Annotated in this window: 23 protein-coding genes; 6 read left to right on the top strand and 17 right to left on the bottom strand. The window is 59.8% G+C overall.

The genetic code is table 11. From position 1 onward, the window contains the following. Positions 1–18: 18 nt before the first annotated feature. The 5 genes from JIN81_RS12565 to JIN81_RS12545 form a co-directional block, all read right to left on the bottom strand. The gene (locus JIN81_RS12565; protein ID WP_200280068.1) at positions 19–2,274 is read right to left on the bottom strand and encodes a LamG-like jellyroll fold domain-containing protein; all 2,256 of its coding nucleotides are present in this window, start codon (positions 2,272–2,274) and stop codon (positions 19–21) included. A gap of 250 nt (positions 2,275–2,524) precedes the next feature. After that, on the bottom strand, positions 2,525–4,003 hold the full coding sequence (locus JIN81_RS12560) for a DUF7133 domain-containing protein (protein ID WP_200280065.1): 1,479 nt from the start codon (positions 4,001–4,003) through the stop codon (positions 2,525–2,527). Continuing rightward, positions 4,000–6,252 carry a cytochrome c family protein gene (locus tag JIN81_RS12555; RefSeq protein ID WP_200280062.1) on the bottom strand — a complete coding sequence of 751 codons (2,253 nt, stop codon included), beginning with the start codon at positions 6,250–6,252 and terminating at the stop codon, positions 4,000–4,002. The genes JIN81_RS12560 and JIN81_RS12555 overlap by 4 nt, the downstream gene beginning before the upstream one ends. Before the next feature lie 115 nt (positions 6,253–6,367). After that, positions 6,368–7,078: a hypothetical protein gene (locus tag JIN81_RS12550; protein ID WP_200280059.1), complete on the bottom strand. Its 711-nt coding sequence runs from the start codon at positions 7,076–7,078 to the stop codon at positions 6,368–6,370. 13 nt (positions 7,079–7,091) lie between these two features. Next, complete coding sequence (locus tag JIN81_RS12545) at positions 7,092–10,511, bottom strand: hypothetical protein (protein ID WP_234044843.1); 3,420 nt, start codon at positions 10,509–10,511, stop codon at positions 7,092–7,094. A 448-nt stretch (positions 10,512–10,959) separates the two neighbouring features. On the opposite strand from JIN81_RS12545, the gene JIN81_RS12540 reads away from it, so the two are divergent. After that, entirely contained in the window at positions 10,960–11,736 is a 777-nt protein-coding gene (locus JIN81_RS12540; protein WP_200280054.1) for a VC0807 family protein, read from the top strand. Between the two features lie 61 nt (positions 11,737–11,797). Here the strand turns inward: JIN81_RS12540 and JIN81_RS12535 are convergent, their stop codons facing one another. Continuing rightward, a complete protein-coding gene (locus JIN81_RS12535) occupies positions 11,798–12,082 on the bottom strand; it encodes a 4a-hydroxytetrahydrobiopterin dehydratase (RefSeq protein ID WP_200280051.1) in 285 nt (94 codons plus the stop codon). Positions 12,083–12,193: 111 nt separating this feature from the next. Between JIN81_RS12535 and JIN81_RS12530 the strand changes: the two genes are divergently transcribed. Together JIN81_RS12530 and JIN81_RS12525 are read left to right on the top strand one after the other, a co-directional pair. Continuing rightward, the gene (locus JIN81_RS12530; protein WP_200280048.1) at positions 12,194–12,634 is read left to right on the top strand and encodes a hypothetical protein; all 441 of its coding nucleotides are present in this window, start codon (positions 12,194–12,196) and stop codon (positions 12,632–12,634) included. Positions 12,635–12,703: 69 nt separating this feature from the next. Then, entirely contained in the window at positions 12,704–13,375 is a 672-nt protein-coding gene (locus tag JIN81_RS12525; protein WP_200280045.1) for a L,D-transpeptidase, read from the top strand. A gap of 26 nt (positions 13,376–13,401) precedes the next feature. Here JIN81_RS12525 and JIN81_RS12520 read toward each other — a convergent pair whose 3' ends face one another. The 7 genes from JIN81_RS12520 to JIN81_RS12490 form a co-directional block, all read right to left on the bottom strand. Then, entirely contained in the window at positions 13,402–14,028 is a 627-nt protein-coding gene (locus tag JIN81_RS12520) for a LysE family translocator (protein ID WP_200280042.1), read from the bottom strand. Between the two features lie 12 nt (positions 14,029–14,040). Then, entirely contained in the window at positions 14,041–14,349 is a 309-nt protein-coding gene (locus JIN81_RS12515; RefSeq protein WP_234044841.1) for a c-type cytochrome, read from the bottom strand. A gap of 142 nt (positions 14,350–14,491) precedes the next feature. Continuing rightward, positions 14,492–14,962 carry a single-stranded DNA-binding protein gene (locus JIN81_RS12510; RefSeq protein WP_200280038.1) on the bottom strand — a complete coding sequence of 157 codons (471 nt, stop codon included), beginning with the start codon at positions 14,960–14,962 and terminating at the stop codon, positions 14,492–14,494. 73 nt (positions 14,963–15,035) lie between these two features. Next, entirely contained in the window at positions 15,036–15,320 is a 285-nt protein-coding gene (gene rpsF, locus JIN81_RS12505) for a 30S ribosomal protein S6 (RefSeq protein ID WP_200280036.1), read from the bottom strand. Further along, positions 15,271–15,906 (bottom strand): aminoacyl-tRNA hydrolase, encoded by a 636-nt coding sequence (gene pth / locus JIN81_RS12500; protein ID WP_200280034.1) that lies wholly within the window; start codon positions 15,904–15,906, stop codon positions 15,271–15,273. The genes rpsF and pth overlap by 50 nt, the downstream gene beginning before the upstream one ends. Before the next feature lie 142 nt (positions 15,907–16,048). Continuing rightward, a complete protein-coding gene (locus JIN81_RS12495) occupies positions 16,049–16,690 on the bottom strand; it encodes a 50S ribosomal protein L25 (RefSeq protein WP_200280032.1) in 642 nt (213 codons plus the stop codon). Positions 16,691–16,860: 170 nt separating this feature from the next. Next, a complete protein-coding gene (locus JIN81_RS12490; RefSeq protein ID WP_200280030.1) occupies positions 16,861–17,790 on the bottom strand; it encodes a ribose-phosphate diphosphokinase in 930 nt (309 codons plus the stop codon). A 63-nt stretch (positions 17,791–17,853) separates the two neighbouring features. On the opposite strand from JIN81_RS12490, the gene JIN81_RS12485 reads away from it, so the two are divergent. Next, complete coding sequence (locus JIN81_RS12485; protein ID WP_200280028.1) at positions 17,854–18,831, top strand: exosortase/archaeosortase family protein; 978 nt, start codon at positions 17,854–17,856, stop codon at positions 18,829–18,831. A 4-nt stretch (positions 18,832–18,835) separates the two neighbouring features. Then, the gene (locus JIN81_RS12480) at positions 18,836–19,570 is read left to right on the top strand and encodes an exosortase-associated EpsI family protein (RefSeq protein ID WP_200280025.1); all 735 of its coding nucleotides are present in this window, start codon (positions 18,836–18,838) and stop codon (positions 19,568–19,570) included. Between the two features lie 12 nt (positions 19,571–19,582). Here JIN81_RS12480 and JIN81_RS12475 read toward each other — a convergent pair whose 3' ends face one another. The 3 genes from JIN81_RS12475 to JIN81_RS19660 form a co-directional block, all read right to left on the bottom strand. Then, entirely contained in the window at positions 19,583–21,526 is a 1,944-nt protein-coding gene (locus tag JIN81_RS12475) for an O-antigen ligase family protein (RefSeq protein ID WP_200280023.1), read from the bottom strand. 55 nt (positions 21,527–21,581) lie between these two features. Further along, complete coding sequence (locus JIN81_RS12470; RefSeq protein WP_200280021.1) at positions 21,582–22,988, bottom strand: sugar transferase; 1,407 nt, start codon at positions 22,986–22,988, stop codon at positions 21,582–21,584. A 77-nt stretch (positions 22,989–23,065) separates the two neighbouring features. After that, positions 23,066–24,085 (bottom strand): glycosyltransferase family 4 protein, encoded by a 1,020-nt coding sequence (locus JIN81_RS19660; RefSeq protein WP_425498590.1) that lies wholly within the window; start codon positions 24,083–24,085, stop codon positions 23,066–23,068. A 288-nt stretch (positions 24,086–24,373) separates the two neighbouring features. Here JIN81_RS19660 and JIN81_RS12460 point away from each other — a divergent pair, with 288 nt between their 5' ends. Beyond that, entirely contained in the window at positions 24,374–25,423 is a 1,050-nt protein-coding gene (locus tag JIN81_RS12460; protein ID WP_234044839.1) for a hypothetical protein, read from the top strand. Here JIN81_RS12460 and JIN81_RS12455 read toward each other — a convergent pair. After that, positions 25,398–26,360: a glycosyltransferase gene (locus tag JIN81_RS12455; protein ID WP_200280011.1), complete on the bottom strand. Its 963-nt coding sequence runs from the start codon at positions 26,358–26,360 to the stop codon at positions 25,398–25,400. The two genes, JIN81_RS12460 and JIN81_RS12455, sit on opposite strands and share 26 nt — an antisense overlap. Positions 26,361–26,369 lie beyond the last annotated feature (9 nt).

The raw sequence follows: 26,369 nt of genomic DNA, 5'->3' as shown, positions 1-26,369 counted from the left end.
GCCCTCCGTAGCGCAGGATCATGGGGTTTCCACTCGATAAAACTCAGCGGGACCGAAGCCTTCGAAGGTGATGCTCCCATCTCCATTGATGTCCGTATCAATCGTTCCCACATTGGTCGGGAAGCCATCGGCAAGGTCCGCTGAAGCCTGGACATCGTAGCTGAACTCCGGTGCCCCCTTGATGACGAGGGTCACCATGGGCGGCGTCGAATCATCGACGGAAATCGAGACGATGCTCGGCGGAGCCGGTGGAGCAAGCACGGTCACGGAGACATCACGGGTCACGCCGTCCACATTGATCGTGTAGGTGGTGTCTGCCGTCGGGCTGAATGACATGGTGTAGACTCCTCCGGCTGCGCCTCCGTCAACGGGCGTGCCATTGATGGTGACGACGGATGCCTGATCCGAGGTTTTCCAAGTCAACAACACCGAGTCACCCGAAGTGATCTCCGCGGTATCGGAAATGAACCCGAGAAGCGGGTCTGCCGCGGACAGGAAGGCCGTGCCGTGGGCGGCAATCTGAACGTCCGACAGAGCCGCATCAAAAATCGCCGTTTCATCGATGAATCCCACATGGCTCTGGGAACCGAGATTCTTGTTCGAGCAAAGAACCCATTCGCCGAAGTTTGCAGGAAATACCGGCAGCGCCACAGGTGATCCATAAGGCTGTCCATTGACATAAAAGCGGACTTCCTGGTCGTCGGTGCCCGGATCCGCGTCGGGATCGGCATCATAAACCATGTGAATCAGGCAGCTTGTCTGCGGCAGCACCGCATTGACGTCCGTCACACTGACCGCCGAACCACTGATGAAGGTGGTGAAGCCACCATTGCCATAGTAGAGGATCGAGCGACCCACGCCGCCACTTCCATCATTCGCCATGGCAAGCAGGTTGCGAAGTGCTCCCCCTTCGAAGCTGTCCACGTTGATGACTGATGCGAAAGTGAACGAGTCGCTCATTTCCGAAGCCGCCGGCACTGTGATCGCCCCGGTCAGATCGGATCGGGCGGCCAACTGCATCCCACCCGGGCTTTCACCTTGGACGATGGCCCCCACGAGACCGCTCGTATGATTTCCATTGCCGGAGGAATCCAGCAGGAACCCGGTACCCGCCGCCTCTTCGAACCGATAGTAGAAGAGTGGTGAATCTCCCTTGATTGCGGTGCTGAACGCATTGTCGGATGGCTCCGCGGAGGGATCCACCACGAGCACTTCCACATTCGCGGTTCCATCGGGGAATCCGGATTTGGTGGAGGTCACCACGTAGTCGAAGGCGCTGGTCGGAGAATCGGTCACCGACACCTCCCCGTCTCCGGCCACCGGATCACCATTCGTGATGCCGTCGTCGAGCGCGACCAGGTCCACCGAACCACTCGGAATCGTCAAGATCGCGGTGTCGACACTTGGATCAAAGGTGATGTCGAGATCCACCGAGTTGCCCAACTCGATCAGAGTGTCCGAGGCCACGATGGACGGAGCGGAAGGCGCACCGGAAACGACGCCTTGGATGAAGTAGTTCAGGTCACGTGTGGTTGAAGATCCATTCGCTCCCGTTCCCAGACCGGCATCACTCGGGTTGGTATTCAACAAGGTGCCGGCAGGATTACCGGAAGCATTGAGGTCCGCATTGAAAGCGATCGTGACGTCCGCTCCGAGACCTGTGACATCATCGAGGACATACTGCATGAAAAAGCCATAGGCCTTGTCATCGTCCAGTTGGAGTTCGCCCGGATCGAACGCAAAACTCAGCAGGCTGTTGCCATTGAACGAGGTGCCGGCCGGAACCTCAAAAGAGCCGCTGAAGACCACGGTCCCCGATGTGCCACCCGTTTTGGTGCGCCAATCGGACCCGTCGTCCGTATCGTTCGCCTGATCCGCGGCAGTCGCCCCTGTGCCGACAAACTCAAAGACGGTGAGCAACAGATCACCATCCGGCCGGATGGCCGTGCCAGCACCGCCGGCAAGCGCCACGCTGAGCCCCGAAATGTCGTAGGTGGCTCCCGGTGCCGAATTGATGACGAAGGATTGCCCACGGCCACGGGTCCCCTCTGTGTTGGCGGCGTCGGCATTGCGGTAGCCGAAAGTCGCCTGGCTGGACCCTCCGCCGCTGCCCGCCTCATCCCCCCGAGCGAGGAGAATGTCCGTCGTGGGAATGTCAGGGATCTGGCTCATGGTGGCGGCATGAGTGATTCCGTAGGTCGAGAGCAGGAGGCTTGCGCTCAAGCCGGTCAGCAATGCCCGGTTTCGAATCGGGATGGAATGGTAAGTCTTCATTGGTTCTTTTTTTGGGATCAAGGCAGAGGACAATTCCCCTGACATGGCTCTCCGGAATGGCATCGGTCAGACCGGAGGCCATGGGTTCCAGATTACAGAGCCCTGATCGCTGGGAGATTGGGACAGTTGGCCCGTTGTTTTTTGCGGTGGACTGCGGCCCACCCCGGAATGCGGCGCCTGAAACCTCCCATTTGCCCCGAAAAATGCCCCAGCACCCCCTGCTCAACCGCAGCGCTCCGCTGGATGCCCCCTACTCCAATGGGAGCTCGTTCAGGGTGTAGTAGGCATCGCGGTGAAGCGGTTCCTCTCCTTCGCCGGACCTGATGGCGGCGACGTCGAACTCATGGACGTGACCCTTGACCATCCCATCGACCCGCAGCCGCACCTCAAGTCCATCGTCCGACACCTCCGCCGAGCGAACGACCGGAGTCGTCTGGTCCACCTCGGGACTCCCGTAGCCGGACTGGTAAATGTGGGTGAAGGTGCCGAGAACGTAGCTGGCCGGGTCGGCGCCAAGCGCTCGATCGACTGGTTTGGTGAAGGACAGCTGGAATCCATCCGACCTCACCTGGATTTCCTTCAACTCGAATGGGGTCTTGCCCGTCCAGTCGATGCGCTCCAGCAGGTTCTCCTCGGATCCACGGACGGGCCACCCGCGGTTCGTCCCGCCCGTGAGAAGTTGGCCGCCCGGGGTGAAATGGCAATTGAGGATGCCGGTCGAGAGCCCCTCCCGAAACGGATAACACGCGCCCTGCCAGACTCCGTTGACCTCCTCCATGGTAGCCCTCATGACGACACTCAGCGTGTATTCACCAATGAAGATCTGGCCGCCGAAGGGGCCGAATTTTCCATCCGTCTCATCGATCACGAATCCGGAAATCGACCGCCCCATCCGCCGGAATGGAAACACCACGGCGTAGGGGACGAGTTCCTTCACGCGCTCGCGCTCGATCTCAAGCCGCGACGGGCTGTTGGGGACCACGGGGGTTGGCCCCATGTTCGGAGCCAGTTCATACCAGTTGTAGCTCACCGGGTGGCCCATGAAGCCACCGGGCTTCAGATGCTTCAACGAGCACGCTCCATTCCACGGTCCTTGGCTCTCCGCGTAGATCATGGCTCCCTTCCCATTCGGTCCCACACCCAGAGGACTCCTGAGCCCGCTGCACACTGGGATGGCCTCGCCATCGGGCGTGATCTTCAGCGCCCATCCCCGGAAGGGGGCCCATGAATGGTAGGACTTCGACAACCCGAGCGTGATCCAGATGTTGCCGTCGGGATCGGGATCCGAGCCCATGGCATACTCGTGATAATTCGCGAAGCCCCAATCATCGCTCACCGTGTCGTATTGGTCCGCCCGGTCATCCCCGTCGGTGTCGGTCAATCGGGTGAGCTCCGCAGCCTGGGTGGCATAGAGCGATCCATCCTTCCAACTGAGCCCGAGCAACTCGTCCATTCCTGCCGCGAACCGATGGAAGACCGGCTCGGGACGAGCCTCGGATAGCCCGTCGATGAGGAAGACGTCACCCCGCCGCGTGCCGACGGCCACCCTTCCATCTGGCAGGGTCGCGAAGCACCCCGCTTCGACGAAGAGCGGCTCGGGAATCCGAATCCGCGTGATCTTGTAATACTCCGCCTCACGCTCCCCGGTGCCCCAGCTGGAGCCAAGCGATTCGGCAAAAGAAGACAGACTGCAAAGCGCCAGCAAAGCGGAAAACATGTAGGCTCTCATGGCGAAATAAATCGATAGGTGATCCCAAGGCTCTTCAATTCCACGAGGGGAACCAACAATTCACTCTGTCCGGCAGACTTTCTCAGCAGGCCGTCCGAGGACAGCTGCAACTCCAGCCGTTCACCCAGACGGAAAACGCGCTTGCCGGATTCACCGGCCCGCAACTTGCCCGCCGCCACGCGGAAATACAAAGCCTCCGGCGCATCACGGTCGAAGCGAAGCTCTCGTGTCAGCGAAGGCCCGTCCGCATCGTCCAAAAACTGATCGTCGATCTGCAGCCCCGAGAAGGAGTAACGGAAGGTCGGACGCTGAGCTTCATCGAGGGCGTATCCCTGAAACTGGAACCCCTCTGCCTTCACGGCCTCTTCCAGCACCGGCCACGGCGCTTCCAGCGATGCGAGCGTCGCAAAGGCGGGGCCCACCGGAAACCTCAGCACATCCTTGCCGCCCTCGTGGACATTGCCCGATCCCTGACCCCGCCACACGCCTGACATCTCGGCAAACGGGCCCGCCCAGATTGACCCTAGCCGGCACTGCGCCGCATCGAATGCCAGGTTGACGCCCTCGGGATAACCCACACCGATCCCCCGTTTGCCAATCCCCCGGTACTGACGCCGCAGCATTACCGCTTCTCCATGCTGCGGGCCGTAGTGGATCGGCTCAGGCCTGATGCCCGACGGGATGCGCGCTCCCCTCCCGGCCTGAAGGTATTCCCAGATCGCATCGATCTGTTTGCCACTGTCCCCATCCAGAATCTCCGGCCTCACCGGTTTCCCACCCGGCCAGAAGTTCGGCATGATGGTGGTCTCATGAAACTCCTGCGGGTTTCGCAGGTAGAGGTGGAACCAGTTCTCCGTGAGGCGATCCGCCATCGAGTTCAGATCGATCGCATTCAAGGTGGTGGTCGAGTCACCATTGAAGGTATGGCAGGCAACGCAGGAGAGATACTTGTCCCCGACCAGGGCATGACCTGATTCACGAGCCTTCTTCCGGTCGGTCACCCGCTCGAACTCGGCCTTGGGAAGTTCATCGTTCTCCGAAAGCAGTTCGAACAGGCGCTGGGTGTTCCGATAGCCGAATGCCGGCATCCTCGCATGGAGGTAGGGCCGATGAATGCGATCCCCCGCCAGGATCCGGCGCAGAGCCTGGGGCTTCAACTTCGCTCCGACATCCGTGAGGTCAGGAGGAATCCGGGCCTGCTCGCCGAGGTTCAGATTCTCGGTCGTGAAGTACGGATCACGTGCCGCGGAAGGTCCACCGATGTAATCCCTCTGGTGGCACGCGATGCAATTGAGACGAGCCATTTCGACAAGCACCTCCTCCGCCGGGTCAAGCTTCCGGTCCAGGGCATCCAGCGCGGCGGAGATCCATCCCTGCTGTTCCTCGGACAAGGGATACTGCGCCGTCGTGCACGACTTCCCGGAATCCAGATCCTTCAAGGCGGCAGCACCGGACTGGCTTGGTTCGTGGCACTGGGCACATTGAAGCGAATCGAACCAACGCTTCCCCGCCCCGGTGGGCTCACGATCCGACGCCACCGTCCGCCGAGGATTCGCGTCCCGAAGGAGGTAACTCGCCAGATGCTCCGCCTCCGCATGCGTGAGAGCAAACTTCGGCATCCGCCCGCCCGGCCTCACCGCCAGTGGATCCTCCAGAAATGCCACCAGACTCGCGATGGTGAATTTTTCACCCAACCGATGAAGCGGCACCGAGCCCTCGATGGCCTCGTCTTCCGGAGCATGGCAGGCCACACAGCCGATCTTGTGGAAGAGCCCGGCTCCTCGTTTCACGGAATCCGGGGCCGGTTCGGTGGCGGGTTCGGGCGCAGGTCCCTTGATGCCAAGAATGTGATCGACGAGCAGATCGGCCACCTTCCCGCGTTCCGCTTCAGCCACCTTTCCCAGCATCGAGGGCATGGTCGTTCCCGGCTTGGCCTCGTGGGGAGACAGGATGAATTCCTTCAGATACCCGGGATCGATGCGGGCTCCGGCATCCGCCAGATCAGGGGCTCCTCTGGAAACCGAAATCCCATCGTGGCACCGCGTGCAGTTGAGCTCCGAAAGAAGCACCCTTCCCGCAAGCACCGGATCAAGATCCTCATGGGCTCCTGCTACGATCGGGCTCGCTGACAACTCGAAGAGTCCCGCGCCACCGCAGCCAAGCCACATCAAACCCGCCATCAGGTGCCTCATCCGCCCACCAGTCCTGAAGTTCGGATGACCGGCGGCTTGGGAAATGGGAATGGTCATCGACTTGATTTCTGGCTGATTTTCCGTGGCAACCACCACTTCCACTACGCAACTAGTAGATGACCTCCGGGGAAGTCAGCCATCGCATCGTCCTCCGCAGATCGATGGAGGGAATTCACGAGCGATCTCGCATGAGCAACTTGTCGTCAAAGCCACGCAAGGTCAAACGCTTGGTCCGCGGGTCCAGATAGACGACCTGCAACGAGCGGGTCTTTTCATGGCTGGTCCAATATCCGGTGCTCAAGCGGTTCCACACCCCCCCTTCGTGGTGCTGCGCCACGTAGGGAAACCGGCCGTCTTCCCTGACACCACCGATTTCGTCCATCACCTTGACCGCACCCGGACCGACTTCGATCGGGCGGGCTCCCAGCGCGAACCTCAGTCGACTTGGACTCAGATTGACAAAGCGGAAGGCACCCGCGGGAAAGGCCTTCGCTTCGTCCGGAAGCACCAGGCACCGATACACTTTCCCCTCCTTCTCGCCGGACGGAACGAGCAGCAGCAGGAACTGCGAACCAGACGATGGGAGCTTCGCCTCGGCCATCGCATTCAGAACCGGCTTGCCGTCATCGGTCGTTCCCATCTCCCCGAGGCGCACGGTATTCCCCGTCAGGAGCAGGTTGGTCTGCTCGGAGGAAAGGCGACGACTCAAAGCCACATCCTCACGATTCGCCAGAGTCGGATCACCACTCACCACGACATCACGGGGAGCCTGAGGCACCATTTCAAAGCACAGGGTCCGAACCTTGATGGCACGGCCCTTGTCCTGGGCATGCAGCCAGGGGAGACAAACGAATGCTGCGACAAGGAACTGGAGGATTCTCATGAGGAGGAAGGATTCAAACTTCATTGCGGGTCAACCAGCGGAAAGAGACCACCTGATAGCGGCGACCGAAACGGGCATTGACCGAGTCTGGGGCCGGGACGACCTCCGGATTGTCCGAAGAGTCGACGAATTCCGGCACCCGCTGGACGATGGCTTCACACCATGCCTCAGCCTTCGAACCGTCCTGCCCGGCCGTGCCGTAGCTGCGAATGCGCAGCGTGTCGCTGTGCGTGGTGAGGAAGGCTCCGATCTGATGCAGCACATCTCCCTGGAGCAGCTCCGCCGGCGAGCCTTCAGCCGTATTGCCCTCGAGGGCAGCCGTGTTCGCCACGGTGTCCGTGAGAAGGATGGGATCTCCGTCCTCGAGTGAGAACAACTGGGCCTCCTGATTGGCTTCATCGATGGCCGTCTGCAACAAACCGCGGACCGCATGCAGGTCGGTGGAGGATCCCGGGCGACGATTGACGAACTCCCCGAGAGTCAGAATAGGAGCTTCATCTTCCTGACCCCGCTTCTTGATCTCATCCACGATCTTGCGCGCCAGGACTTCGATCTGGTTGTCGTCGAGTCGATGCATCCCGACCCATCTTGAGGCTCGAGCGGCTTCCAGACCGCCATTGCCCGCACCGCCACCCACGGCGAGTGCCTCGTCGTTCTGGCTGACAGCCGGAATGATCCGCCCGAAGGGCGTTTGGTCATCGGAGCTTCGCTCACCGCCTTCACGGGTCGGAATCTCGCGGCCCTTGAGACCAGACAACACCGCCTTCCAAGCCTCGACGCTGGTCGAGTTGACATTGAACACACCGCGCACCAACTGATGGGACGCCACACGCAGACCCCGCTCGGACGGGTCGCCTCCCTCGATCCGCGCCAAGGCATCCCCGTCAGTCATGCCGCCGGGCTTGTGGAAGATCATGCGGGGATTCAGGGGGGATTCGCCATCGACGAAGGAGGCCGCATCCACAGGCGCATCCTGCGACAGGGAGGAGAAATAGAAGCTGTCCCACAGACGCCAGTTGAGCCCGTAGCTATGGTCGAACATCCGGCTCTGCATCACCCGGTCGGACGGGATCAAGGGGTGGGCATGGGAATTCCCCACCGGATAGTTGAAGTGCGGGAGGGCATTCGAAGCGAGGATATTGGCACTCTGGAACTGTGCGATGGAAACCATCGGTTCGCGCGGCAGACTGAACATTGTTGCCGCGGTGAGCCCATACTGACTGGTCTGCCCCGGACCAAAGAACCCCCGCGTCCCCGTGGCGATGTCGACGTCGACCATCGGGAACGAATTCGAGCCGAAGACTTCAAGGAAGCTCATCTCATAGCTCTGGGCCGAGTAGGGCGCCTGGCTCTCGTCGACGGTGAGGTTCGCCGTCGCCGGGTTGCCGAAGAGCCAGCCCTTGGTCGGATGGAGTAGATCGCGGGTGGGCTTGGCCGTCAGGCTCAGGACCGCAAACGGGCTTTTCCCACCAGGTCCCCTGGCGGATTCCGCCTGATAAGCCTCCGCCGCGATGATGTCGTGCTCGATGATCTTCGGTTCGCCCTCGCGGTAGAGTTTGTGGAAATCATCCACCTCGATGGTCATGTCCTGGATGACCTTCCGGGTATCCGTCATCCGCGCGTCCTGAGTCATCAGGGAAAGTTTCATCGAGAAGGAACGGTCACGGTCATCGTCAGCGGACTCGTTCGTGTCAGGGTTGTCATTGTCCAGCAATCGAGCCCGCACACGGAATCCATCACTGGAACGAAGCGCCACCCAGTGCCAGTCGTTCCGGTTGTTCATCCTCCGCTCGAAGCTGTAGAGGCTCGAGGGATTCCGGTAGCTCTGGAAGCGGGACAAGTGGTCAAAGCGGAACCCACCGGTGCGGTTCCACCCGCCGGTATATTCCACCCCGTTCCCACCTGCCTGAATCTTGTTCTTGGCGTCATTGGAACCGGTGATGATGAAATCGTTCTTCACCTGCCCCCATGTCTCCGATGCCGTGACATTCGCCGTGAACACCCGGGTCTCGCCGGGTTCAAGGACCACATCCCCGCCCGGACGCGAGCCGGCACCACCGCCCACGAGACGGACAAAGAACTCGGTGATCGCATCCTCCTTGCCTCCGCCCCAGATGTACCGGGAAAGCGGCCACCAGTACTCCGTGTTGTCGGTGGACACATTGCGCACCTCCGTCCACGCACCCCGGCCTTCCTTCTTCTGGAACCGGAAACCGACGGGAATCTTGTCGAAATACAGCTTCAGCTCGGAGAACTCGACCGGGACGTTGTACGGATTCCACATCGTCACCACCGGCTCGAAGACCAGCCATGGCGAGTAGTGGGTCCGGTTCTGATCCTGCTGGGCGTACTTGTTCTGATACTGGTTGCGCAGGTCATGGGTCACCAGGGAGAACACAATGTCGACCTTGGCGACGACCGGGGTCAGGACCGCGCGCTTCGGGGCGGAGTTGCTCCGATTGATCTCCGTGAAGCTGCGGAGATCTGAGTCGAGGTTGATCGGGCTTTCCCCTCCTCCCGCGGCGTCCACCCGCTGGTGGAGGTTGTAGTAGTCCGCCAGATGGTCCCACCAGGGTTCCGCCCCGGTGCGGGCATCCAGCACCCGCTGATCCTTGAGGGAAGAGCTGGTGAAGTTCTCGAACTCGGTGGTCAGGTCACGCCGGAGTCCGCCCTGGGCCGCATCCGCCAGCACCCCGAGCGGGTAAGGACTCAGGTGATGGAAGGATTGGCGACCTCCATCGCTGGATGCGCTTGCAAGCGAGAAAGTCGAGGTCGTGAGCGCCCGCTGCCGCAGATCACGGTCCCCTTCGAGTTCCCCGACGAAATCCAATGACGCCAAACCGCTCTCATCAGGAGAGAACAAAGAAGCGAACCGCTCCGCCGCACCATCGGGTACGTCTCCCGCTCCCGGCTGCACGTGGGCCTTCACATCTTCCTGAAGCGCGGCCCAGGCAAATCCCTCATTGCCGTCCTCGCTGTCGATACCGACCACGCCACCACGCACTTCCACATCATCGCTCCCCTCCGCGGAGCCCTCCCCGACGAGCAACACCGAGTTGCTCGGGCCCTGGACCGGAAAATCGAGATCGAGCCTCCTGCCCGGTTCCTGATCGTCGCTCAGCAGCCAGCCTTGAAACCGGGAGCCTTTCTCGCTCGCGTAGTCCGGCACGGAAGCATTGGTGGTGGGGTCCCATGTCCAGGACTCCCAGACTCCCGCCACATGAGGTTCCGCAGGCGTCTCTGAGATCATGGACGCCGGAGCCGCCGCACTCTGGTCCGGACCGAGGGTTTTCTGGATCTCGCCAAGGGCGATCATCAATCCGAGTCGCGCATTCGCCTTCGCCTGGGTCATGGCCTCCGACCTACCGGAATTGCGGATGCTCACGGAGCTCAGGGAAAGCAAGCCGATCGCAAGCAGGGACAATAAAACCATCAAGCTGATGGTGATCACCAAGGCAAAACCATGACGCTGCCCGATCCGACGGCATCGAGAAATGGAAATTCTGGATTTCATAGGGTTTTCCAAACGAATTGAGAATGCAAAGTGTCTACGTTGTAAAGCATATCGATTTTGGAGACCTTAACACCTGAAGTTGATTTTTGCGACATCCCTATGCCCTCGAGAGGCCACCTGGCCTTTGCAATGGCGATGATTTGAACAAGCTCAGGCCTCCTACCCTCATAGCAAGAAGGTGCTGGAGCCCTACCCATTGGGACACAAACCTCACAAAAATCGGATTCGCGCCCGGATCGGAAACATTCGGGCGATTCCCGCCCCCGTCCCAACCCGGCGACCCGCCCCCTCCCCCTTCCCCGACTTGGGGATTTTCCTTTCCGTATCCAGGCTCCCCCGCCAAAACCGCCCGGACTTTTCCTCCACCATGGCCGACCCGAAAACCCACCAGGAACACCCGCTCGCCAATATCCTGATCAATGTGCTCATCCCCGTGATGGTGCTCAGCTACCTGAGCAAGGATCCGGCACTGCAGGAGCAGATGGGAAAAGACGCCAAACTCTGGCACATCGGACCAATCAAGGCCTTGGGGGTCGCACTCGCCCTACCGCTCGGCTACGGCGTCTGGCACTTCGTCAAGACGCGCAAATTCAACTTCTTTTCCGGTCTCGGTCTCTTTTCAGTCCTGCTGACCGGCTGCCTGACCCTCTACCTCTGGAACAAGGATGGCACCGTCAAGGAACACGCCGGCATCCTCTTCGGCCTGAAGGAGGCCGCCATCCCGCTCGCCCTCGGCTTCGCCGTGTTCTTTTCGAGGCGAAGTGCCACACCACTGCTCAACGTCTTCCTCTACAACGACTCGCTTTTCGATATCCCGAAGATCGAGAAACAGGTCGAGGCGAAGAACGGAAACGCCGCCTACCAGAAGCTTCTCGACCAGGCCAACGCCCTGTTCGCCGGTTCGTTCTTCCTGAGCTCCGCGCTCAACCTGCTCCTGGCGCTCTTCTTCTTCCACGGCTTCGACCGCACCGCCAACGACGCACTGGAAGTCTACAATGGCATCATCGGCAAGCTCACCGGATGGGGCTTCGCCGTCATTGGAATCCCCTTGCTCGGCATCCTCTTCCTGACCCTGCAGCGACTTCTCAAAGGGCTCCGCGAGATCACCGGCTACAAGGACGACGAACTGCTTCTGCCCAGGTAGAAATCGGCGACCCTCCCAGACCGGAGCCATCGCCTGGAGTCGGTGGCGATTCCTCCGTGCCTCATCCCGCCAGATGATTGATCCGCTGTGCCATCTCGGCATCGGACTCCGTCAAACCACCTGCATCATGGGTGGTCAGCACCGCCGTCACCCGGCGGTAGCGGATGTCGATGTCCGGGTGATGCCCCGCCTTCTCAGCCACATCTGCGAGCAGGTTGACGAAGTCGACGCCTTCCATGAAATCGTCAAACTCGAAGGTCCGGGTCATTCGGCGCTCATCGATATCCCACTCGGGGAACCGCTTCGACAACTCTTCTCGTTCGGATGGATCAAGTAGTTCGGACATCAGTTTTTTCAGGGGTTTGACTCCACCTTGCCCCCTCCTGCCGAACCATGGCAAGAGGCTTTCGAATATCCACCTGATTGCACTTCCGTCGCGAACGGCTATGTTTCCCCCATGCGCCTCATCGCTGCTGCCCTTGCACTGCTTCTGGTCGCCTGCGCTCCATCGACCCCACAGTCGCGGATCGAGGCCAACCCGGCCGCCTTCGCCGGACTCACGGAACGCCAGAAAGGAATGGTTCAGCAAGGCCAGATCGAGGAAGGCATGTCCCCTCAGGCCGTCTTCATCGCATGGGGCAAGCCCAGCCGCGACTACATGGGCTCAGACGGCAAGACGCCGACACGCGTCTGGGACTACGCCGGTTCCCAACCGGTTTACTCGACCCGATACTATGGCGGCATCGGCTACGGGGGATACCGCGGCTATCGAGGCTATCGCGGTCGGGGCTACAACTACGGCTACGGGGTTTCCCCGCAGGTCACCTACGTGCCGTATCGGAAGGCCACCGTCTGGTTCCGGAATGACCGCGTGACCAAATGGGAGCGGGTGCAGTAGCGAAAGCCCTCCAGCATCACAGCGCCAGCTTGCTGATCCGCCGGTTGTGAGCTATGCCCCACCACCGACATGAGACGCTCTGCCCTACTTCTCCTCGCTGCCGCTGCACTCGCCTTGCAAAGCTGCAAGGTGCCGGTTGCCACTGGAACCGGAGTCGCCGTCTATCAAGCCTATGATCGGCCCACCAAGCTCCCCAGCAATCCATCCAAGGTCCGGGTCAAGGTCTCGACATCCCGCCAGCGCGTCTACGTCATGGAAGGAGACATCCCGCTACTGGTCATGCCCGTCTCCGTCGGCACCGCCAGCACGCCCACACCGAAAGGCAACTTCCGCATCTATCGCAAGGAACACTACCGCCGTGCCAACGACCACGGCATCGCCTACTCCGGGAGCAAGGCCAAGCGCATCTACATCGACAATCGCCCGTCCGGATGGTCATTCAAGGGGACGCCCACGCCCTACTGGTGCGAATTCAAGTCGAACTACGGCTTCCACACCGGGTGGGTGAAGCACACGCCATGCACCAACGGCTGCATCCGCATGCATGAGAACCTTGCCCCGAAGTTCTTCCGCCTCGTCTCCACCGGCACCCCCGTGAGCATCGCGAGCACCCAGCCGGAAGACGCCAAATACGGAAACATCCCGCTGCCACCGGATGCCGGTCCATTACCCGACTACTCGCTGCAGTACTACTTGGGCGACGACTACTTCACCCGCCACAAGACGCCGGAGTACCAGTAAACGCCTCCCAGAGGTCGGACGCATTTTCATGTCCGAACCCCAAGAATCATCAGCACGCCCAGGGCGGCGAGAACCAAGGCAAACACCAGATCGAGCACCGGCTGCGCCTTCAGATAAGCTCCGCGCACCGGTCGCCACTGCAGCACCCAGGCCCACCCGATCCACAAAACCAGGCCTTCCACCACGATGATCGTCCACAGCCCCGCCGGCCACCAACCCGGACGCGGTCCCTGCAGAAAGGGAGCGGTCACCGCTGCAAGAAACACGGCAACTTTCGGATTCAGCAGATTGCACAGCAGCCCCCTCCGATACGCCGAACCGTGAGCAGGAAGTTCCGCCTTCTCCTCCTTCGCTCCGGAATACCAGCGCACGAAGACTTCCATGAAAAGCCGCCACGCCAACCACAGCAAATACCCGGCGGCCAAGACGGACAACGTGGTTCTGACCCATGGACTTCGATCGAAAAGAATCGCCGCACCGCCGACCGCCACCGCCGCGTGCAGCGACAATCCCGTGGCAATACCCGCCGCCATCCGCGCGCCTTGCCTCGCCCCCTCCGCGAGCGAAGTCCGCGTCAGCAGCAGCATGTCAGGCCCGGGGCTGAACTGCCCCAGCGCCATCACCCCTGCAAAGGCCAGCAAATCCAGAACCATGGAACGTCCGGCTCAAGGAGACACTTCGCGCGCCGCAAGGATGTATGCGGTCACCGCCTCCTCATCCGCCGCTGAAATGCCCGCATTCCAAGCCATGCCAGGTACCACCACATGCCAATCCTCTCCAGAGACCGCCGAGGGCATCATCGCCTCATGGCAACGGGTGCACTGCGACATGTAAACCGTATGGCCACGCTCCAAAGTCGTCAGATCCACCTTCCCAGCCGTCGCCATGGCCTGATCCGGGACAGGTGGCTTCCGCGTCGTCGCACAGCTTGTCACCATCACCCCGACCAACCACAACAGTCCGAATTTCCTCATTCCCATGATCTAGCGCTTCCGCCCGAGACAAGCAAGTTCACGCCGCAGTGCCTTTCTTGGAAGTGACTCACCAGACACCAACCGCATCCCGGCATCCCCACGCCCAAGAAGAAAGGCCGCTCATCGAGCGGCCTCCATCAAATCAGAACGGAATGTCGTCCGCCTCATCGTCCATGTCACCCGGAGGTGCCGCCGAACCACCCTTCGGTGGTGCGGACGAGGACTGATCTCCCGCAGAGGGTGCCGACGAGCGGGCGCCTCCACCTCCGCCACCGCCCTTGCCGTCCGGCAGGAACTGGACGTTCTCTCCGACGACCTTCAGCTTGGTGCGCTTCTGACCGCTTTGCTTGTCTTCCCACGAATCGAGCTGCAGGCGACCTTCCACGAAGACACCCCGCCCTTTGCCGAGGTATTTCTGGGCGTTCTCCGCCGTGCTTCCCCAGACCGTGACATCCACGAAAGTCACCTCGTCGCTCCAGTTGCCGTTTCCATCGGAGACCCGACGGTTCACCGCCATGCCGAGATCCGCCACGGCGGTCCCTTTAGGAGTGTAACGGAGTTCGGGATCTCGCGTGAGATTCCCCATCAGGATCACTTTGTTGACGCTGGCCATGGCGAGGATCAGTGTGGGATTGAAGGAGGTGGCAAGTCAAGCTGAAAAGCTGTTCGGGAGAACAGCAGGTCATTCAGCGAGTCTGGTAGTGCTGAAGATGCACGTGATCGTTGAGCTTCAGACGGGACTGAATCTTCTCGATCGCAGCCGAATCGGCTTCAAAGAGGTAATTGACGTAGTGACCCCCATCGAGGTGCTTGGCCGGGTAGGCGAACTGGCGACGGCCAAGTTGCTGAACTTCATCGAGCTTTCCGCCCTCAGCTTCGATTTCTTTTCCGACAGAGCTGATGAGATCTTCGATGCTTCCATCAATCCCCTTCGTGTTGAGGATGATCAGGCCTTCGTAATTGCGAGTCATGGTCTTGGTTTTCCGGTGCTGGACTAGGTGCATTGTAGCGGTTTGCGGCAGCCGCAAACCCTTGGGAGTGCGCAAGCTGCACGGCAGCCTCCGCCCTTGCAAGCGTGTTTTCAAGGGTCTCGCGCTCCTCCTCCCGAAAGGTCCCCAGAACGTGTCCCGTCATCCCCCCGGGCGCCGATCCACCAATCCCGATCTTCAGCCTCGGAAACCCATCAGTCCCGAGATGTTCGATCATCGATTTGATGCCGTTGTGCCCCCCGGCACTCCCCTTCTCCCGCAGACGCAAGCGACCCAGAGGAAGGGCCGCATCGTCATACAACACCAGCACGTTCTCCGGTTGCCACTTGTGGAAAGCCATCACCTGGCGCACCGATCGCCCGCTCAAATTCATGAACGTCTGCGGCTTCAGCAGCAGCCGCCCATCCGGCAACTTCGCCAGGTGGCCCTGCCACCGCGGGCGGGATTCGAAGCCCACCCCCTCGGAAGCAGCCAGTCGGTCCAGCGCCATGAACCCGACATTGTGGCGCGTGTTTTCGTATTTTTTCCCGGGGTTCCCGAGGCCGACGATCAAGGAAATGGATGCCACGCCCGACGCTCATCCCACCGCCTGAAAGATTCAATGGCCAAATCCGGCCACACCCGCGCATAACCACCCCCTTCGGAGGCCGAGGCACAAAAAAGCCCCGGCCTGTCGAAGCAGGTCCGGGGCTTGGAAAAAAAACAATCGCTCAGGCTTCAGCAGGAGCTTCCGCAGCTGCCTCAGCGGCAGGAGCATCGGCAGCACCTTCAGAAGCCTCTTCGCTGATCGCGGCGGCAGGCTTGCCGACGTGGCCGATCACCACCTCGTCATTCAGTGCAGCAACGACACCATCAGGAAGAGTCACGTCACCAATGTGGAGCGACTCACCTTCATCGAGATTCGAAACATCGAACTCAAGGATCTCTGGGAGGCTGGTCACCGAGCAGCGCACATCGAGAGTGTGAAGCATTTGCTCGAGGATGCCACCGGCCTTCACGCCCTTGGCCTCACCCACGAGGTGAACCGGCACGCTGGCGTTGAGCTCGGTCTTGTTGTCCACAGCGAGGAAATCGGCGTGAAGCGGCTCGCCGGTCATCGGGTCGTGTTGCACGTCCTGAAGGAAAGCAAGATTGGAGCCCTCACCCTGCACATCGAGGTTCACGAGGATGTTCTCCGATTCACTTTCGCCCATCATTTCGTGGAACGCCTTGGCATCCACCTTGAGGTTCTTGTTTTCGGCACCGCGGCCGTAAATCACGGACGGCAGCCAGCCTTCGCGGCGCATTTGTTTGAGCAGTCCGGAGCCGGTTCGGGCGCGGGACTCGGCTTTCAGTGTGTGCTTCTTGGCCATAACGAAATCGGAGTGGTGTGGTTGGAAAAACCCGCGCGCTTACAACGGCGGGGGGCGGGGAATAGCGGGGGAATCGCCGAATGTCAAAAATTTGTTCACCCCCACGGCAATCGGAGGCGCCTCCAAGGCCCTCGACCCCGGGGCATCGTCGGAGATCCGGGCGCTTCAGATCAGCTGACGTCAAACAGGGAGGTCACCGACTGCCCGCCGGCGATCCGGCGAATCGCCTCTGCCAACAGCGGGGCCACACTGCAGACGTGCACCTTGTCGCCAGCCGCCTGAGGGACCGAATCGGTGGTGATCACCTCCTCGATGGCTGAATTCTTGATCCGCTCCCGTCCAAGATCGCCCAGAACGGCGTGAGAAACGCCGGCATAGATCCGCTTTGCTCCATTCTTGTGAAGAATTTCCGCTGCCGCGCACAGCGTCCCGGCGGTTTCCGTCATGTCATCGACCAGCATGACGTCCTTCCCCTCGACTTCACCGATGACATTCATCGCCTCCACCTTCGTGGCACTCACCCGGTGCTTCGCCACAATCGCCAGGTCCGAGCCGATCGCGTCCGCATACGCGCGCGCCATCTTCACGCCACCGACGTCGGGGGAAACCACCACCAGATTCGAGGGATCCGGCACCTTTTCCCGAATGTAGCCGATCAGAGCAGGTTTCGCGTAGAGGTGATCGACCGGGATATCGAAGAATCCCTGAATCTGCGGAGCGTGCAGGTCCATCGCCAGGACCCGGTCCACGCCGGACGAAGTCAGCAGGTTTGCCACCAACTTGGCGGTGATCGGCACCCGAGGCTGATCCTTCCGGTCCTGCCGTGCGTAGCCGAAGAACGGCATCACCGCCGTGATCCGACCAGCCGACGCGCGCCGCGCCGCATCCACCATGATCAGGAGCTCCATCACATTGTGGTTCGTCGGTGGGCACGAGGGCTGGATGATGAAAATATCCGCTCCCCGGATGTTTTCGTTGATTTTAACGAATGTCTCGCCATCTGGGAATGCAGTGACCCGCACGTCCGCGAGCCTGGTTCCCAGTTCCGTAGCAATATTCTCGGCGAGAGAGCGATGGGCGGTTCCACTGATCAGCTTCATAGGTGCGGCAGGCCGATTGTTGACACCCCTGACCCGATCGGCAACCCTTCAAACCGCAGAAGCATGGAAGAACGCAATTCCCCTCGCCCACAGATCTCGCAGCAGCCGCCCCCATGGACCGGCGTGCTGATCATTGGGCTGATGATTGCCGGCTTCTATTTCCTCATTCCCGGTTTCGGGGGCCAGCAGCATCTCTCATCGCCTCACTGGCTGAAGCGTTCGTGGAACGAAGAGAACGATTTCGAGCATGGGATTCTCGTGCCTATCATTTGCTTCGCCTTGTTGGCTTGGAAATGGGGAACCCTCAGGACCCTTGCCTCCAAGGTGACGGCGCCGCAGAAATCACAGTGGGTTGGTTTGATAATCGCCGTCTTGGGGTCGCTGTTCTTCGTGCTCGCCTACCGCACGGGGCAAGCCCGGCTCGCCATTGGAGGCCTACCCATGATTCTATGGGGGTCCACTTGGTTTTTGTGGGGATGGCCGATCGCGCGACTGACGTTTTTTCCACTCTTCCTTCTGTGGCTCGCCATCCCCGTCCCCCAATTCCAGCATGCCACATACAAACTGCAAATGCTGTCGACCAAACTCGCCGAGATCGGATGCGGTTGGCTCGGAGTCGAAACCGAAGTTCGGGGAACACAGATCTTCTCCGTCGATTCGAAGTGGGAACCGCTGAAAATTGACGAGGGTTGTGGAGGGATCCGCTCACTGATGGCCCTCATTCTCATTTCATCGGTCTGGGCCTATCTCGCCAAAATGCCCCTGTGGAAAAAGCTCGTCCTGATGCTTTCCGCATTCCCACTCGCGATCATCGGGAACATGTTCCGGCTCACCTCGATCTTCGTGATCGCCGAATACGGAGATCCTGACTTCGCCAAGGACACCTGGCACGATTGGTCGGGTCTGGTCATCTTCTACCCCATTTCCTTGCTGCTTCTGCTCGCCGTTCACTCAATCCTCGAAGGCGGCATTCCAAAACTGAGGAAACTCAAGCAGACGACTGTCACAGTCACCGAGCCCACGACCACGTCCAACACGTGACACCATGAAACGACTCCTCCTTCTCGGCCTTCTGCTCGGAGGCACCATGTCGCTCATTTTCGTGCTCCCGGAATTCCGCCAGACCGACAGCGCCCTCAAGATGTCGATTCCCACCTACATGGGTTCCTGGCAGACCGAGTCCTATCCTCCATCCAAAGCGGAACTGGATACCTTGGCGGCAGATACCGAGTTCTCGAAGGCGAAGTGCGGGCTTCGGCGGGTCGAAGAAATGTCCTACATCACCGGCGCTGCCCCCATCGACATTGCTGACCTGTCGATTGTCCTTTCCGGCCACGATCTCGCAAACTCCATCCACAGACCGGAACGCTGCATGCAGGCCCAGGGTCACCGGGACCTCGTCACCCAGCCCTCTGAAATCACACTGGATGATGGTAGGACCGTTCCCCTGATGCGCATCATCTCGAAACGCGATCAACGAATCCGGACATCCGATGGAGAAAAGGTGATCACCGTCGACTACCTCACCTACTACTTCTTCATCGGACATGACAGGGTGACCGCCAGTCACCTCCAGCGCACCCTGATGGACATCACCGATCGCGTCGCCAAGGGAGAGGCCCAACGATGGGCATACATCAGCACCACCATGGCATTCGTTCCATCCGACGAACGAGGCCTCGGCGACCCTCCTGATCAGGCCATGGCGGACAAAAAAATACGCCAGCTCCTGAAGGAACTGGCGTCAAATAATGTGAACTGGGGCAGAATCTCATCCTAACCGCGTGTCTGCCTAGTCCGAGCTCGGAGCAACCGGCGTGACTTGCGCACCCTCCAGGAAGTCGATAACCGCATCCAGGCTCTTTCGAAGCATCTTGCTGTCTTCATACGCCCACTGACTCTGGACATCTGATTCATCAAGTAACTCCCGAGCTCGAAGGAACTCATGAAGCGCCTCACCCGCCCTACGATCCTCCTGCCACCTGCGCTGCCATGTCTGGTAAAGATGCTGCGCCAGGCACAAACGAGCACGAAAACCTCCCTCCAGCCCTCCTTGGAGTTCGATCGCTTTCGCCAGCGCGGACTCCGCTTCCGGCGCGCTTCCCAAGTCCGACAACGCGTTCCCTAGATTCACCTGCAAACCCGGGTGAAACGGGTGGGCCGCCGACGCTTCTTGATAAGCCTCAACCGCCCTGCTGTTCCAAGCATTGCGCTCGCCAACTGAAACGTTTGGATTACTTGAGGACATCCTGCACAGGCGGGCAATCTCCTCTTGGACACGATAACCCGGCCACCACTTCGCCGCCTTTTCTAGCTGTATCATCGATACTGATGAATCCCCACGATTTCCCGGATCGGACGCATAGAGAACCGGCCAAACGGAAACCAGGGTCATCGTAGCTCGAAGTCCGAACCATCCGAGGGACGCTGCAAGGACGAACATCAACCCGGCCGGAAGGAATCTTGATCGTGTGCTCGCTTCAGGCTTCGCAGCGGGCAGAAGCATGGCAAGACCGAACACAACCCCAAGTACCATTGTCGACGGCAGCAGATGGAACACGAAGCTGACATTCGACTGGAGTAACATGAACGACCCAGCCGCCAAGACCCCCGACGCAATCGCATCATGCCCCCCGAGTCGCTCAGGCTCACCTAGCCCAAGGAACAACTGGAGAAGACTCTTCCAGAGCATTCCGCCCACAGCAGCAAGCACGAGCACGGCACCGACAAGACCATAGTCGGTAACAGTCTGTGCCAATTCATTGTGGACGAAACTCTCATTCTCTACCCCCCTACCGAGTTCCTCGAGTTGCCAAGCATGATTTCGTCGCCACGAGAACGCCCGACTGCCTCCTCCCACCATGGGGTCGGACTTCGCCACCTTGGTAGCGAGCTTGATCCACTCAAGCCGTCCGTTGTCAGCCATGGCTGAAAATGAGCGGGCATCCATCGCCTGACCGCGTGAATCCAAAGCTTTCCCCATCACCAGCCAGCCTCCGAAGACAACCGCCAGCACCATGATAGGGAGCGCCAGCAAAAAAACCACCGCTCCACGGGACTTCTTCCTCCATGACAGGACCCCGGCAGAGGCGACGAGCACGAAGGCCCCAACACCGAAAGCAAGGGATCCACCTCGTGAGCCCGACACCGGAATCAAGATGAGCGCCCCAAGGAAAGTCGCTGCATATAGTAGTTTGAATACCCTTGCATCCGGCCCAAACAATGCCCTTGCGAGGCACAATAGACCGACGCCGCCGACGAAATTAGAGAAGTAGTTGTAGTGCCCAAAGAATCCGGTCGGAGCCGAAGCTGGCTTGCTTTCGTACGGCCAGAGGAACTCAGGGTGGGCAACCTGAACCAACGCAACGAAAATGTTCGCGAGTGCGGTCAGTGAGAGGACCAGATAGATACTCTTCAAATGCCCCTGCTCTTCCCCACTACTCGAAACAACCCAAGCACATCCGAGAAGAGCTAGAGCGAGCATTGCATCAGATCGGGCAGCGTCCAGCACAGGCGAGAATCCGGCACGCAATATGATATAGCCTATTGCTGAAATCAATGCGATGGGCAGGAAACGTCCTCGGCGCCAATCATTCTTAAGGAGACCGCTTGCCAACAGAGCACCCGAAAGGGCCAGTAGAGCAGGACCCCAGCTCCACGCTTCGGTTTGCGCACCGAATACAACCCCAAGAAAGAGGGCGACACCGAGAAAGACTGACGGCAAGAAATTCATCATTCATTCCATGGCATGTCTTCAACCGCCATGTTGGCCGCCCCTGGCCGATCTACCACTATTTGGCACCATGACCGAATAGCACGGCAGGAATCGTCTTGAGCAGCAACTTGATATCCAACCAAAAGGACCAATTGTCGATGTAGCGCAGGTCCATATCAACCCAATCCTCAAAACTTGTAATCTTGTTTCTGCCTCCAGCTTGCCATTCGCAGGTGATACCCGGCTTAACACTTAGCCTACGGCGATGCTCGGACTTCACGAATGCATCGACCTCATACAATGGTAATGGCCGAGGGCCAACCAGGCTCATATCTCCCTTCACCACATTCAACAGTTGGGGCAACTCGTCGATACTGAGTTTTCTAAGCAAAGCTCCGAACCTGAAGACTCGCGGATCATGATCAAGTTTGAAGACCGGACCATCCATTTGGTTCCCATGTTCTTTCTTGATCTCGTCGAGAAGTTGATCGGCATTCGGGACCATGGTCCGAAACTTCCACATCTTGAAAGGTTTACCGTAACGACCAGCCCGAAGCTGACAGAAGAAGGCAGGCGCTCCGGGGCTCGACAATTTGATTCCAACCCAGGCGAAAGCCCAGAGCACGGAGGTCAGGATAATAAGCAGCGCCGCCGTAACTCGATCGAATACCGCCTTGAGCGCAAGCTCCCACGACAGGTCAGGAGCTGATCGAAGCACAAGCATAGGCTTGTCACCCATCAGGTCAAACGTAGGCCTCGCGATCTGGGTCCTCATGAAGGAAGCCGCAATCCAAGCCTCAACCCCCTGAATTTCACACGCTTCCACACATTCTGCCACCTTAGCAAAACCCGTCTCATCAGCGGCGAAAACGACCCTCTCAACCGATTCCTGCTTAAGCAGGTCATACAGTTCACCGACCTCGCTCGAAGCAATGTCAAACCTCCCCACCACCTTGAAGCCCTGCCGGACATCGGGATCCAGTTCCGCAAGGAATTCCTCGGTGGAAACCTCGCTGCCTGCTACAACCACACGCTCCTTTGACTCATCCCTGACCCTGTGGGAGGCGAGATACCCATGCACTGCCCGCTCGCGTGCCAGAAGGAACAGAAACACCAACAATCCGCCGACACCCAGAACTAGCCGGCTTTCACTCGGAAGCTGGCCGAAGATCGCCAACCCTCCCAGAATCACGCCGACAAAGAACAGCGCTCGAATCAGCTGCGAAATCGAGTTCCCGATTTTTTTGGCGCGTAGCCGACGGTAGAATCCGAGAAACTCAAGAATTAATGGCGTGAAAGGCACCGCCACATAGAGCACCCAAGCCATCTGGGACAAGCCACCTGCATCGATCCATTGCTGACCCATGAGCAGTCGAAGAGGCCCACGCAGTAGGTCTGCCGAATAAAAGGCAAACCAAACCAAGGCCGCATCAACAATCTGTAAGCTCTGGATGGAGAAGGCTTCCTTTCGACCAATTGACATGTTAAAAGTTCTGCCTGCGGTGTAAGCACTTGAGCGGAGCGGGGCAAACCCCGATTCCGTCAATCGGTTCCTTTTGCTTAAGAGGAGCATTTCGACCAAGTGATGACCTTCGCGGCCACTTGGTCCGAATGCAGCTGATCTCCCCAGCGTCTGCTGATCGTGGCGGGGCAACGCGTCCCGTGTTCCCATTCGGCAAGCTCCCGGGTCAAAGCCCTTCCGAGTTCCTCCGCACCGAGCTTCGGGGCAAGCGTGCCGCTTCCGCCACAGGTGAACCAGCGGAGGCTGGGAAGACAGGGGCTTCGCGATCCAACGATGGTTGCCCCACAACAAAGTGCTTCGGCAGCGGAGATATGAAAGCTTTCGAAGGCCGACGTCACAAGGAGCACCCTCGATTCCTTCATGACTTCGACGAGCTCTTCATGAGCGACAACGCCGCTAAGCTCGACGCGTTCCCGGATCGCCGGAGGCAACGCACGATGCCATTCCTCCAACTCCGTTGTTGGTTCACCAACGATGACGAAGCGATATTCTTTCCGCCGCCTAGAGGCGGCTTCAATCACCCGCATAAGCAGATCAGGTCGCTTCTGTGCGGCGTCGGACCAGCGCCCCACCGCAACCACTTGGCAGGATTTCTGTGGTTGCCCGTCCTCGTAAGTGCAGTCTGGTGAAACGGGATGGGGCAGAAGAAATAGTCTCCGCACCAACTCTTCCCGACCAAAGGCCCGGACATAGCGCCGGTATCGTGCCAGCGCACCGGGTGAAACCGCGGCGATGCCGTCTCCCAGGGCAAACTGATCGAGTCTTCGAAGGTCAAGGCTCACAATGCCCCAACTTAGGGCTCTCAGCACCTGAAGCACCACGCCAGGGACTCTGAGCACCCCCCATCGTCCCCCCACCCTCCAGCGCTCGGTGAACCACTCCCGAGCTCCACAGAGCGGACTCACAAGGCCCCCACTGTCCTGACTTAGCACCACCTTGATTCCCGCGACTCGAACAGCCTCGACGATAGGAGTGAACTCAGGCCTGCCCCAAGCATACAGGACCACTCCATCGAGTCCATGCGAGATCCACCAGCTAGGGCACCTCAGCTGTCGCATCGACGCCCTGATCACCGGAGCGCCATCCGTCCTGCGGCTTTCGCCGAGCAACACCACTCTGGAATCGATCCCGAGCCGCCTGAAGCCGGAACAGAGCAAACCGGAGTCCCTTGAGAAGAAGCCCGCGTCCCCCTCGAAATCCTTAGGTGTGCAGGTCCACCAACGCTCAGCTCTTGTCATCGGAAGGCTGGAAGAGTAAGGGAGACCATGTGGTTGAGAGCGGCGGTATTGTCCCTGATGCTGGTTGCACTCACCATCGCTTCAGCAATTTGTTGGAACCATCGTTTTGTGCCGCTTGAGAACGCGGCATTTCACCCGCTCAGGCATATCGAGGCAACTCAGGCATCCCCGCTCCATCGGTTCGTCGTCGATGCGAGAAGCCTTGAACTGCCCCGCCTGCCCGGCAGTTCTCCGATCAACCATGCCATCAACCTGCCGGTCGGTTCCACCACCAGGTTTCTTCATTCAAGAATCTCGATCGAGGCAATCGATCTCGTTGTCGGGTCGAAGCGCTGGGAGAGCGGTCGAGTGCTGATCATGTTTCATGACAAAACCGACCGGTTGATGTCCACCATTCCTTTGGGCAGCGCCGAGTTCGACCAAAGATTTGACGGCCTCGAACTTGTCGCCGAGTTCCCCGACCACGCTGCCGAGGCGAAGCTTGTGTTTCAGAACCTCGGATCTTCCGGGCTCCTGCGCATCGACGAGCTCATCATCACCCCGGTGATCGAAAGCAGATGGTGGACGATCGGACGGTGGGTTGTGGCAGCGGGATGGTTCGGGTGGTTCTTCGTCCTCTCCGGGCGGGAAACGAACTCGTGGCTCAGGCGTTTGCTTGCAGCCGGGGTTGTCCTATACCTCGCTGCCTCCCTTGCGTTCCCCGGACCGTGGAAACCCCATCGTGCCATCGGGCAGGGCTTTCAACTAGCTCCCACCCGCGGCGAGCTTGCCTTCGAAGCCGGCAGTGCGAGCCTGGAATCGATCCCCGCACCAATCGACAAGATCGATCGTGGAGACACCCTCATCGTCCGGCTGAAGCACCGCCTTCGATCCATTCGTCCCGTCCTGCATGCCGGCCTGTTCGTAGTCATCACTCTGGGCTTGGCGTCACTCGTTGGAATGCCGGGCGGCGGTCGCTTGGCCATCGCGCTGGCCATCGCCATTGAAGGGAGTCAGGTGGCCTATGGCTTCAAGTGGGAACTCTCAGACTTCTGGGATCTCGCCTTCAACCTTCTTGGGGTGGCCATTGGACTAGCCTTTTTCAGTAGGACGCTGCAACCGGTGATGCAAAAGCTACTCGCCACGGATCGAATCATACCCGAGCGCCGTCGCGGATAGGCAATTCCTGTGAGGGCTGATTCCTCCATGGACCCAAACGCCCGCACAGACCGTCAACAATCGCCTCCCTGACAAGCGGTAGCCGGTGTGGTCCGTCGAAGCGCCATGCCGCGAGGGAATAACATGCCGCCATGAGCAGGCTTCCGCCCAGCCACGATTGCCGCTTCTTCAACCAAACCATGTTGCGAATCTTGTAGTAGAGCTTCCAATCAGCCAGCCCGCGCTCGTAGAAGAAATGCTTGCCGAGAAAGCTCCAGTGGACAGGGTCCTTCGGCCCCGGGTGGTCGAGAATGCATCCACGCACCAGTTCGAAGCCGAACCCTGCTTTTCGGATTCGCCAAGGATACTCTTCGTCCTCACCGCGAATGAACAGATCGCCATTGACCGGTCCAACCTGACTCCAGACCTCTCTCGGGATCAGGGCACCCGTCCATGAGGCCCTGCTCCTGCAGCGGTCACTCTCGGGGACCTCATGATCCTCGTTGACCAGCCTCCAGCCGTCGGCCACCTCGACCCACATGGGCCATGTCAGACTTCCTGACTCCGGATCTACCTGGAGCGCGTGTCTCACGACATGGGGTCTCCATTCGCCGGCAATCAGAGATTCCAGAGCCTTGCATCGGGGCCAGGAGTCATCATCAAGAATCCAAACAGCATCGGCCCCGAGCCCGAAGGCTTCATCCATGGCGACCCTGATCGCTCCAGCATTGCCGAGGTTCCCTCCGGTCGCGATGATGCGAACCGCGGACCAACCGAGCCCACTCAGTGCCTCGACACTCCCATCGGAGGAACCGTTGTCGGCCACGACCACCATGTCGGGAGGGCGTGACTGGCTGCGCAGTCGCCTGACGCATTCAAGCGCCAGCTCCCGCCGATTGTAACTTGCGAATACTGCTGCGAACTTCACTCCACCGTCGGGGTTTGACCCTGGTTTCATCCCTGCTCT

Origin of the sequence: Haloferula rosea (assembly GCF_016595525.1) — a bacterium.
GTDB classification, from domain to species: Bacteria; Verrucomicrobiota; Verrucomicrobiia; order Verrucomicrobiales; family Akkermansiaceae; genus Haloferula; species Haloferula rosea.
This window is presented reverse-complemented; position numbering and strand designations above follow the sequence as displayed.

What these genes read in the sequence shown, in the direction of transcription:
- JIN81_RS12565 (WP_200280068.1), bottom strand. Translation starts at nt 2,274, where the DNA reads ATGAAGACTTACCATTCCATCCCGATTCGAAACCGGGCATTGCTGACC.
- JIN81_RS12560 (WP_200280065.1), bottom strand. Translation starts at nt 4,003, where the DNA reads ATGAGAGCCTACATGTTTTCCGCTTTGCTGGCGCTTTGCAGTCTGTCT.
- JIN81_RS12555 (WP_200280062.1), bottom strand. Translation starts at nt 6,252, where the DNA reads ATGACCATTCCCATTTCCCAAGCCGCCGGTCATCCGAACTTCAGGACT.
- JIN81_RS12550 (WP_200280059.1), bottom strand. Translation starts at nt 7,078, where the DNA reads ATGAGAATCCTCCAGTTCCTTGTCGCAGCATTCGTTTGTCTCCCCTGG.
- JIN81_RS12545 (WP_234044843.1), bottom strand. Translation starts at nt 10,511, where the DNA reads ATGGTTTTATTGTCCCTGCTTGCGATCGGCTTGCTTTCCCTGAGCTCC.
- JIN81_RS12540 (WP_200280054.1), top strand. Translation starts at nt 10,960, where the DNA reads ATGGCCGACCCGAAAACCCACCAGGAACACCCGCTCGCCAATATCCTG.
- JIN81_RS12535 (WP_200280051.1), bottom strand. Translation starts at nt 12,082, where the DNA reads ATGTCCGAACTACTTGATCCATCCGAACGAGAAGAGTTGTCGAAGCGG.
- JIN81_RS12530 (WP_200280048.1), top strand. Translation starts at nt 12,194, where the DNA reads ATGCGCCTCATCGCTGCTGCCCTTGCACTGCTTCTGGTCGCCTGCGCT.
- JIN81_RS12525 (WP_200280045.1), top strand. Translation starts at nt 12,704, where the DNA reads ATGAGACGCTCTGCCCTACTTCTCCTCGCTGCCGCTGCACTCGCCTTG.
- JIN81_RS12520 (WP_200280042.1), bottom strand. Translation starts at nt 14,028, where the DNA reads ATGGTTCTGGATTTGCTGGCCTTTGCAGGGGTGATGGCGCTGGGGCAG.
- JIN81_RS12515 (WP_234044841.1), bottom strand. Translation starts at nt 14,349, where the DNA reads ATGAGGAAATTCGGACTGTTGTGGTTGGTCGGGGTGATGGTGACAAGC.
- JIN81_RS12510 (WP_200280038.1), bottom strand. Translation starts at nt 14,962, where the DNA reads ATGGCCAGCGTCAACAAAGTGATCCTGATGGGGAATCTCACGCGAGAT.
- rpsF (WP_200280036.1), bottom strand. Translation starts at nt 15,320, where the DNA reads ATGACTCGCAATTACGAAGGCCTGATCATCCTCAACACGAAGGGGATT.
- JIN81_RS12495 (WP_200280032.1), bottom strand. Translation starts at nt 16,690, where the DNA reads ATGGCCAAGAAGCACACACTGAAAGCCGAGTCCCGCGCCCGAACCGGC.
- JIN81_RS12490 (WP_200280030.1), bottom strand. Translation starts at nt 17,790, where the DNA reads ATGAAGCTGATCAGTGGAACCGCCCATCGCTCTCTCGCCGAGAATATT.
- JIN81_RS12485 (WP_200280028.1), top strand. Translation starts at nt 17,854, where the DNA reads ATGGAAGAACGCAATTCCCCTCGCCCACAGATCTCGCAGCAGCCGCCC.
- JIN81_RS12480 (WP_200280025.1), top strand. Translation starts at nt 18,836, where the DNA reads ATGAAACGACTCCTCCTTCTCGGCCTTCTGCTCGGAGGCACCATGTCG.
- JIN81_RS12475 (WP_200280023.1), bottom strand. Translation starts at nt 21,526, where the DNA reads ATGATGAATTTCTTGCCGTCAGTCTTTCTCGGTGTCGCCCTCTTTCTT.
- JIN81_RS12470 (WP_200280021.1), bottom strand. Translation starts at nt 22,988, where the DNA reads ATGTCAATTGGTCGAAAGGAAGCCTTCTCCATCCAGAGCTTACAGATT.
- JIN81_RS19660 (WP_425498590.1), bottom strand. Translation starts at nt 24,085, where the DNA reads ATGCGACAGCTGAGGTGCCCTAGCTGGTGGATCTCGCATGGACTCGAT.
- JIN81_RS12455 (WP_200280011.1), bottom strand. Translation starts at nt 26,360, where the DNA reads ATGAAACCAGGGTCAAACCCCGACGGTGGAGTGAAGTTCGCAGCAGTA.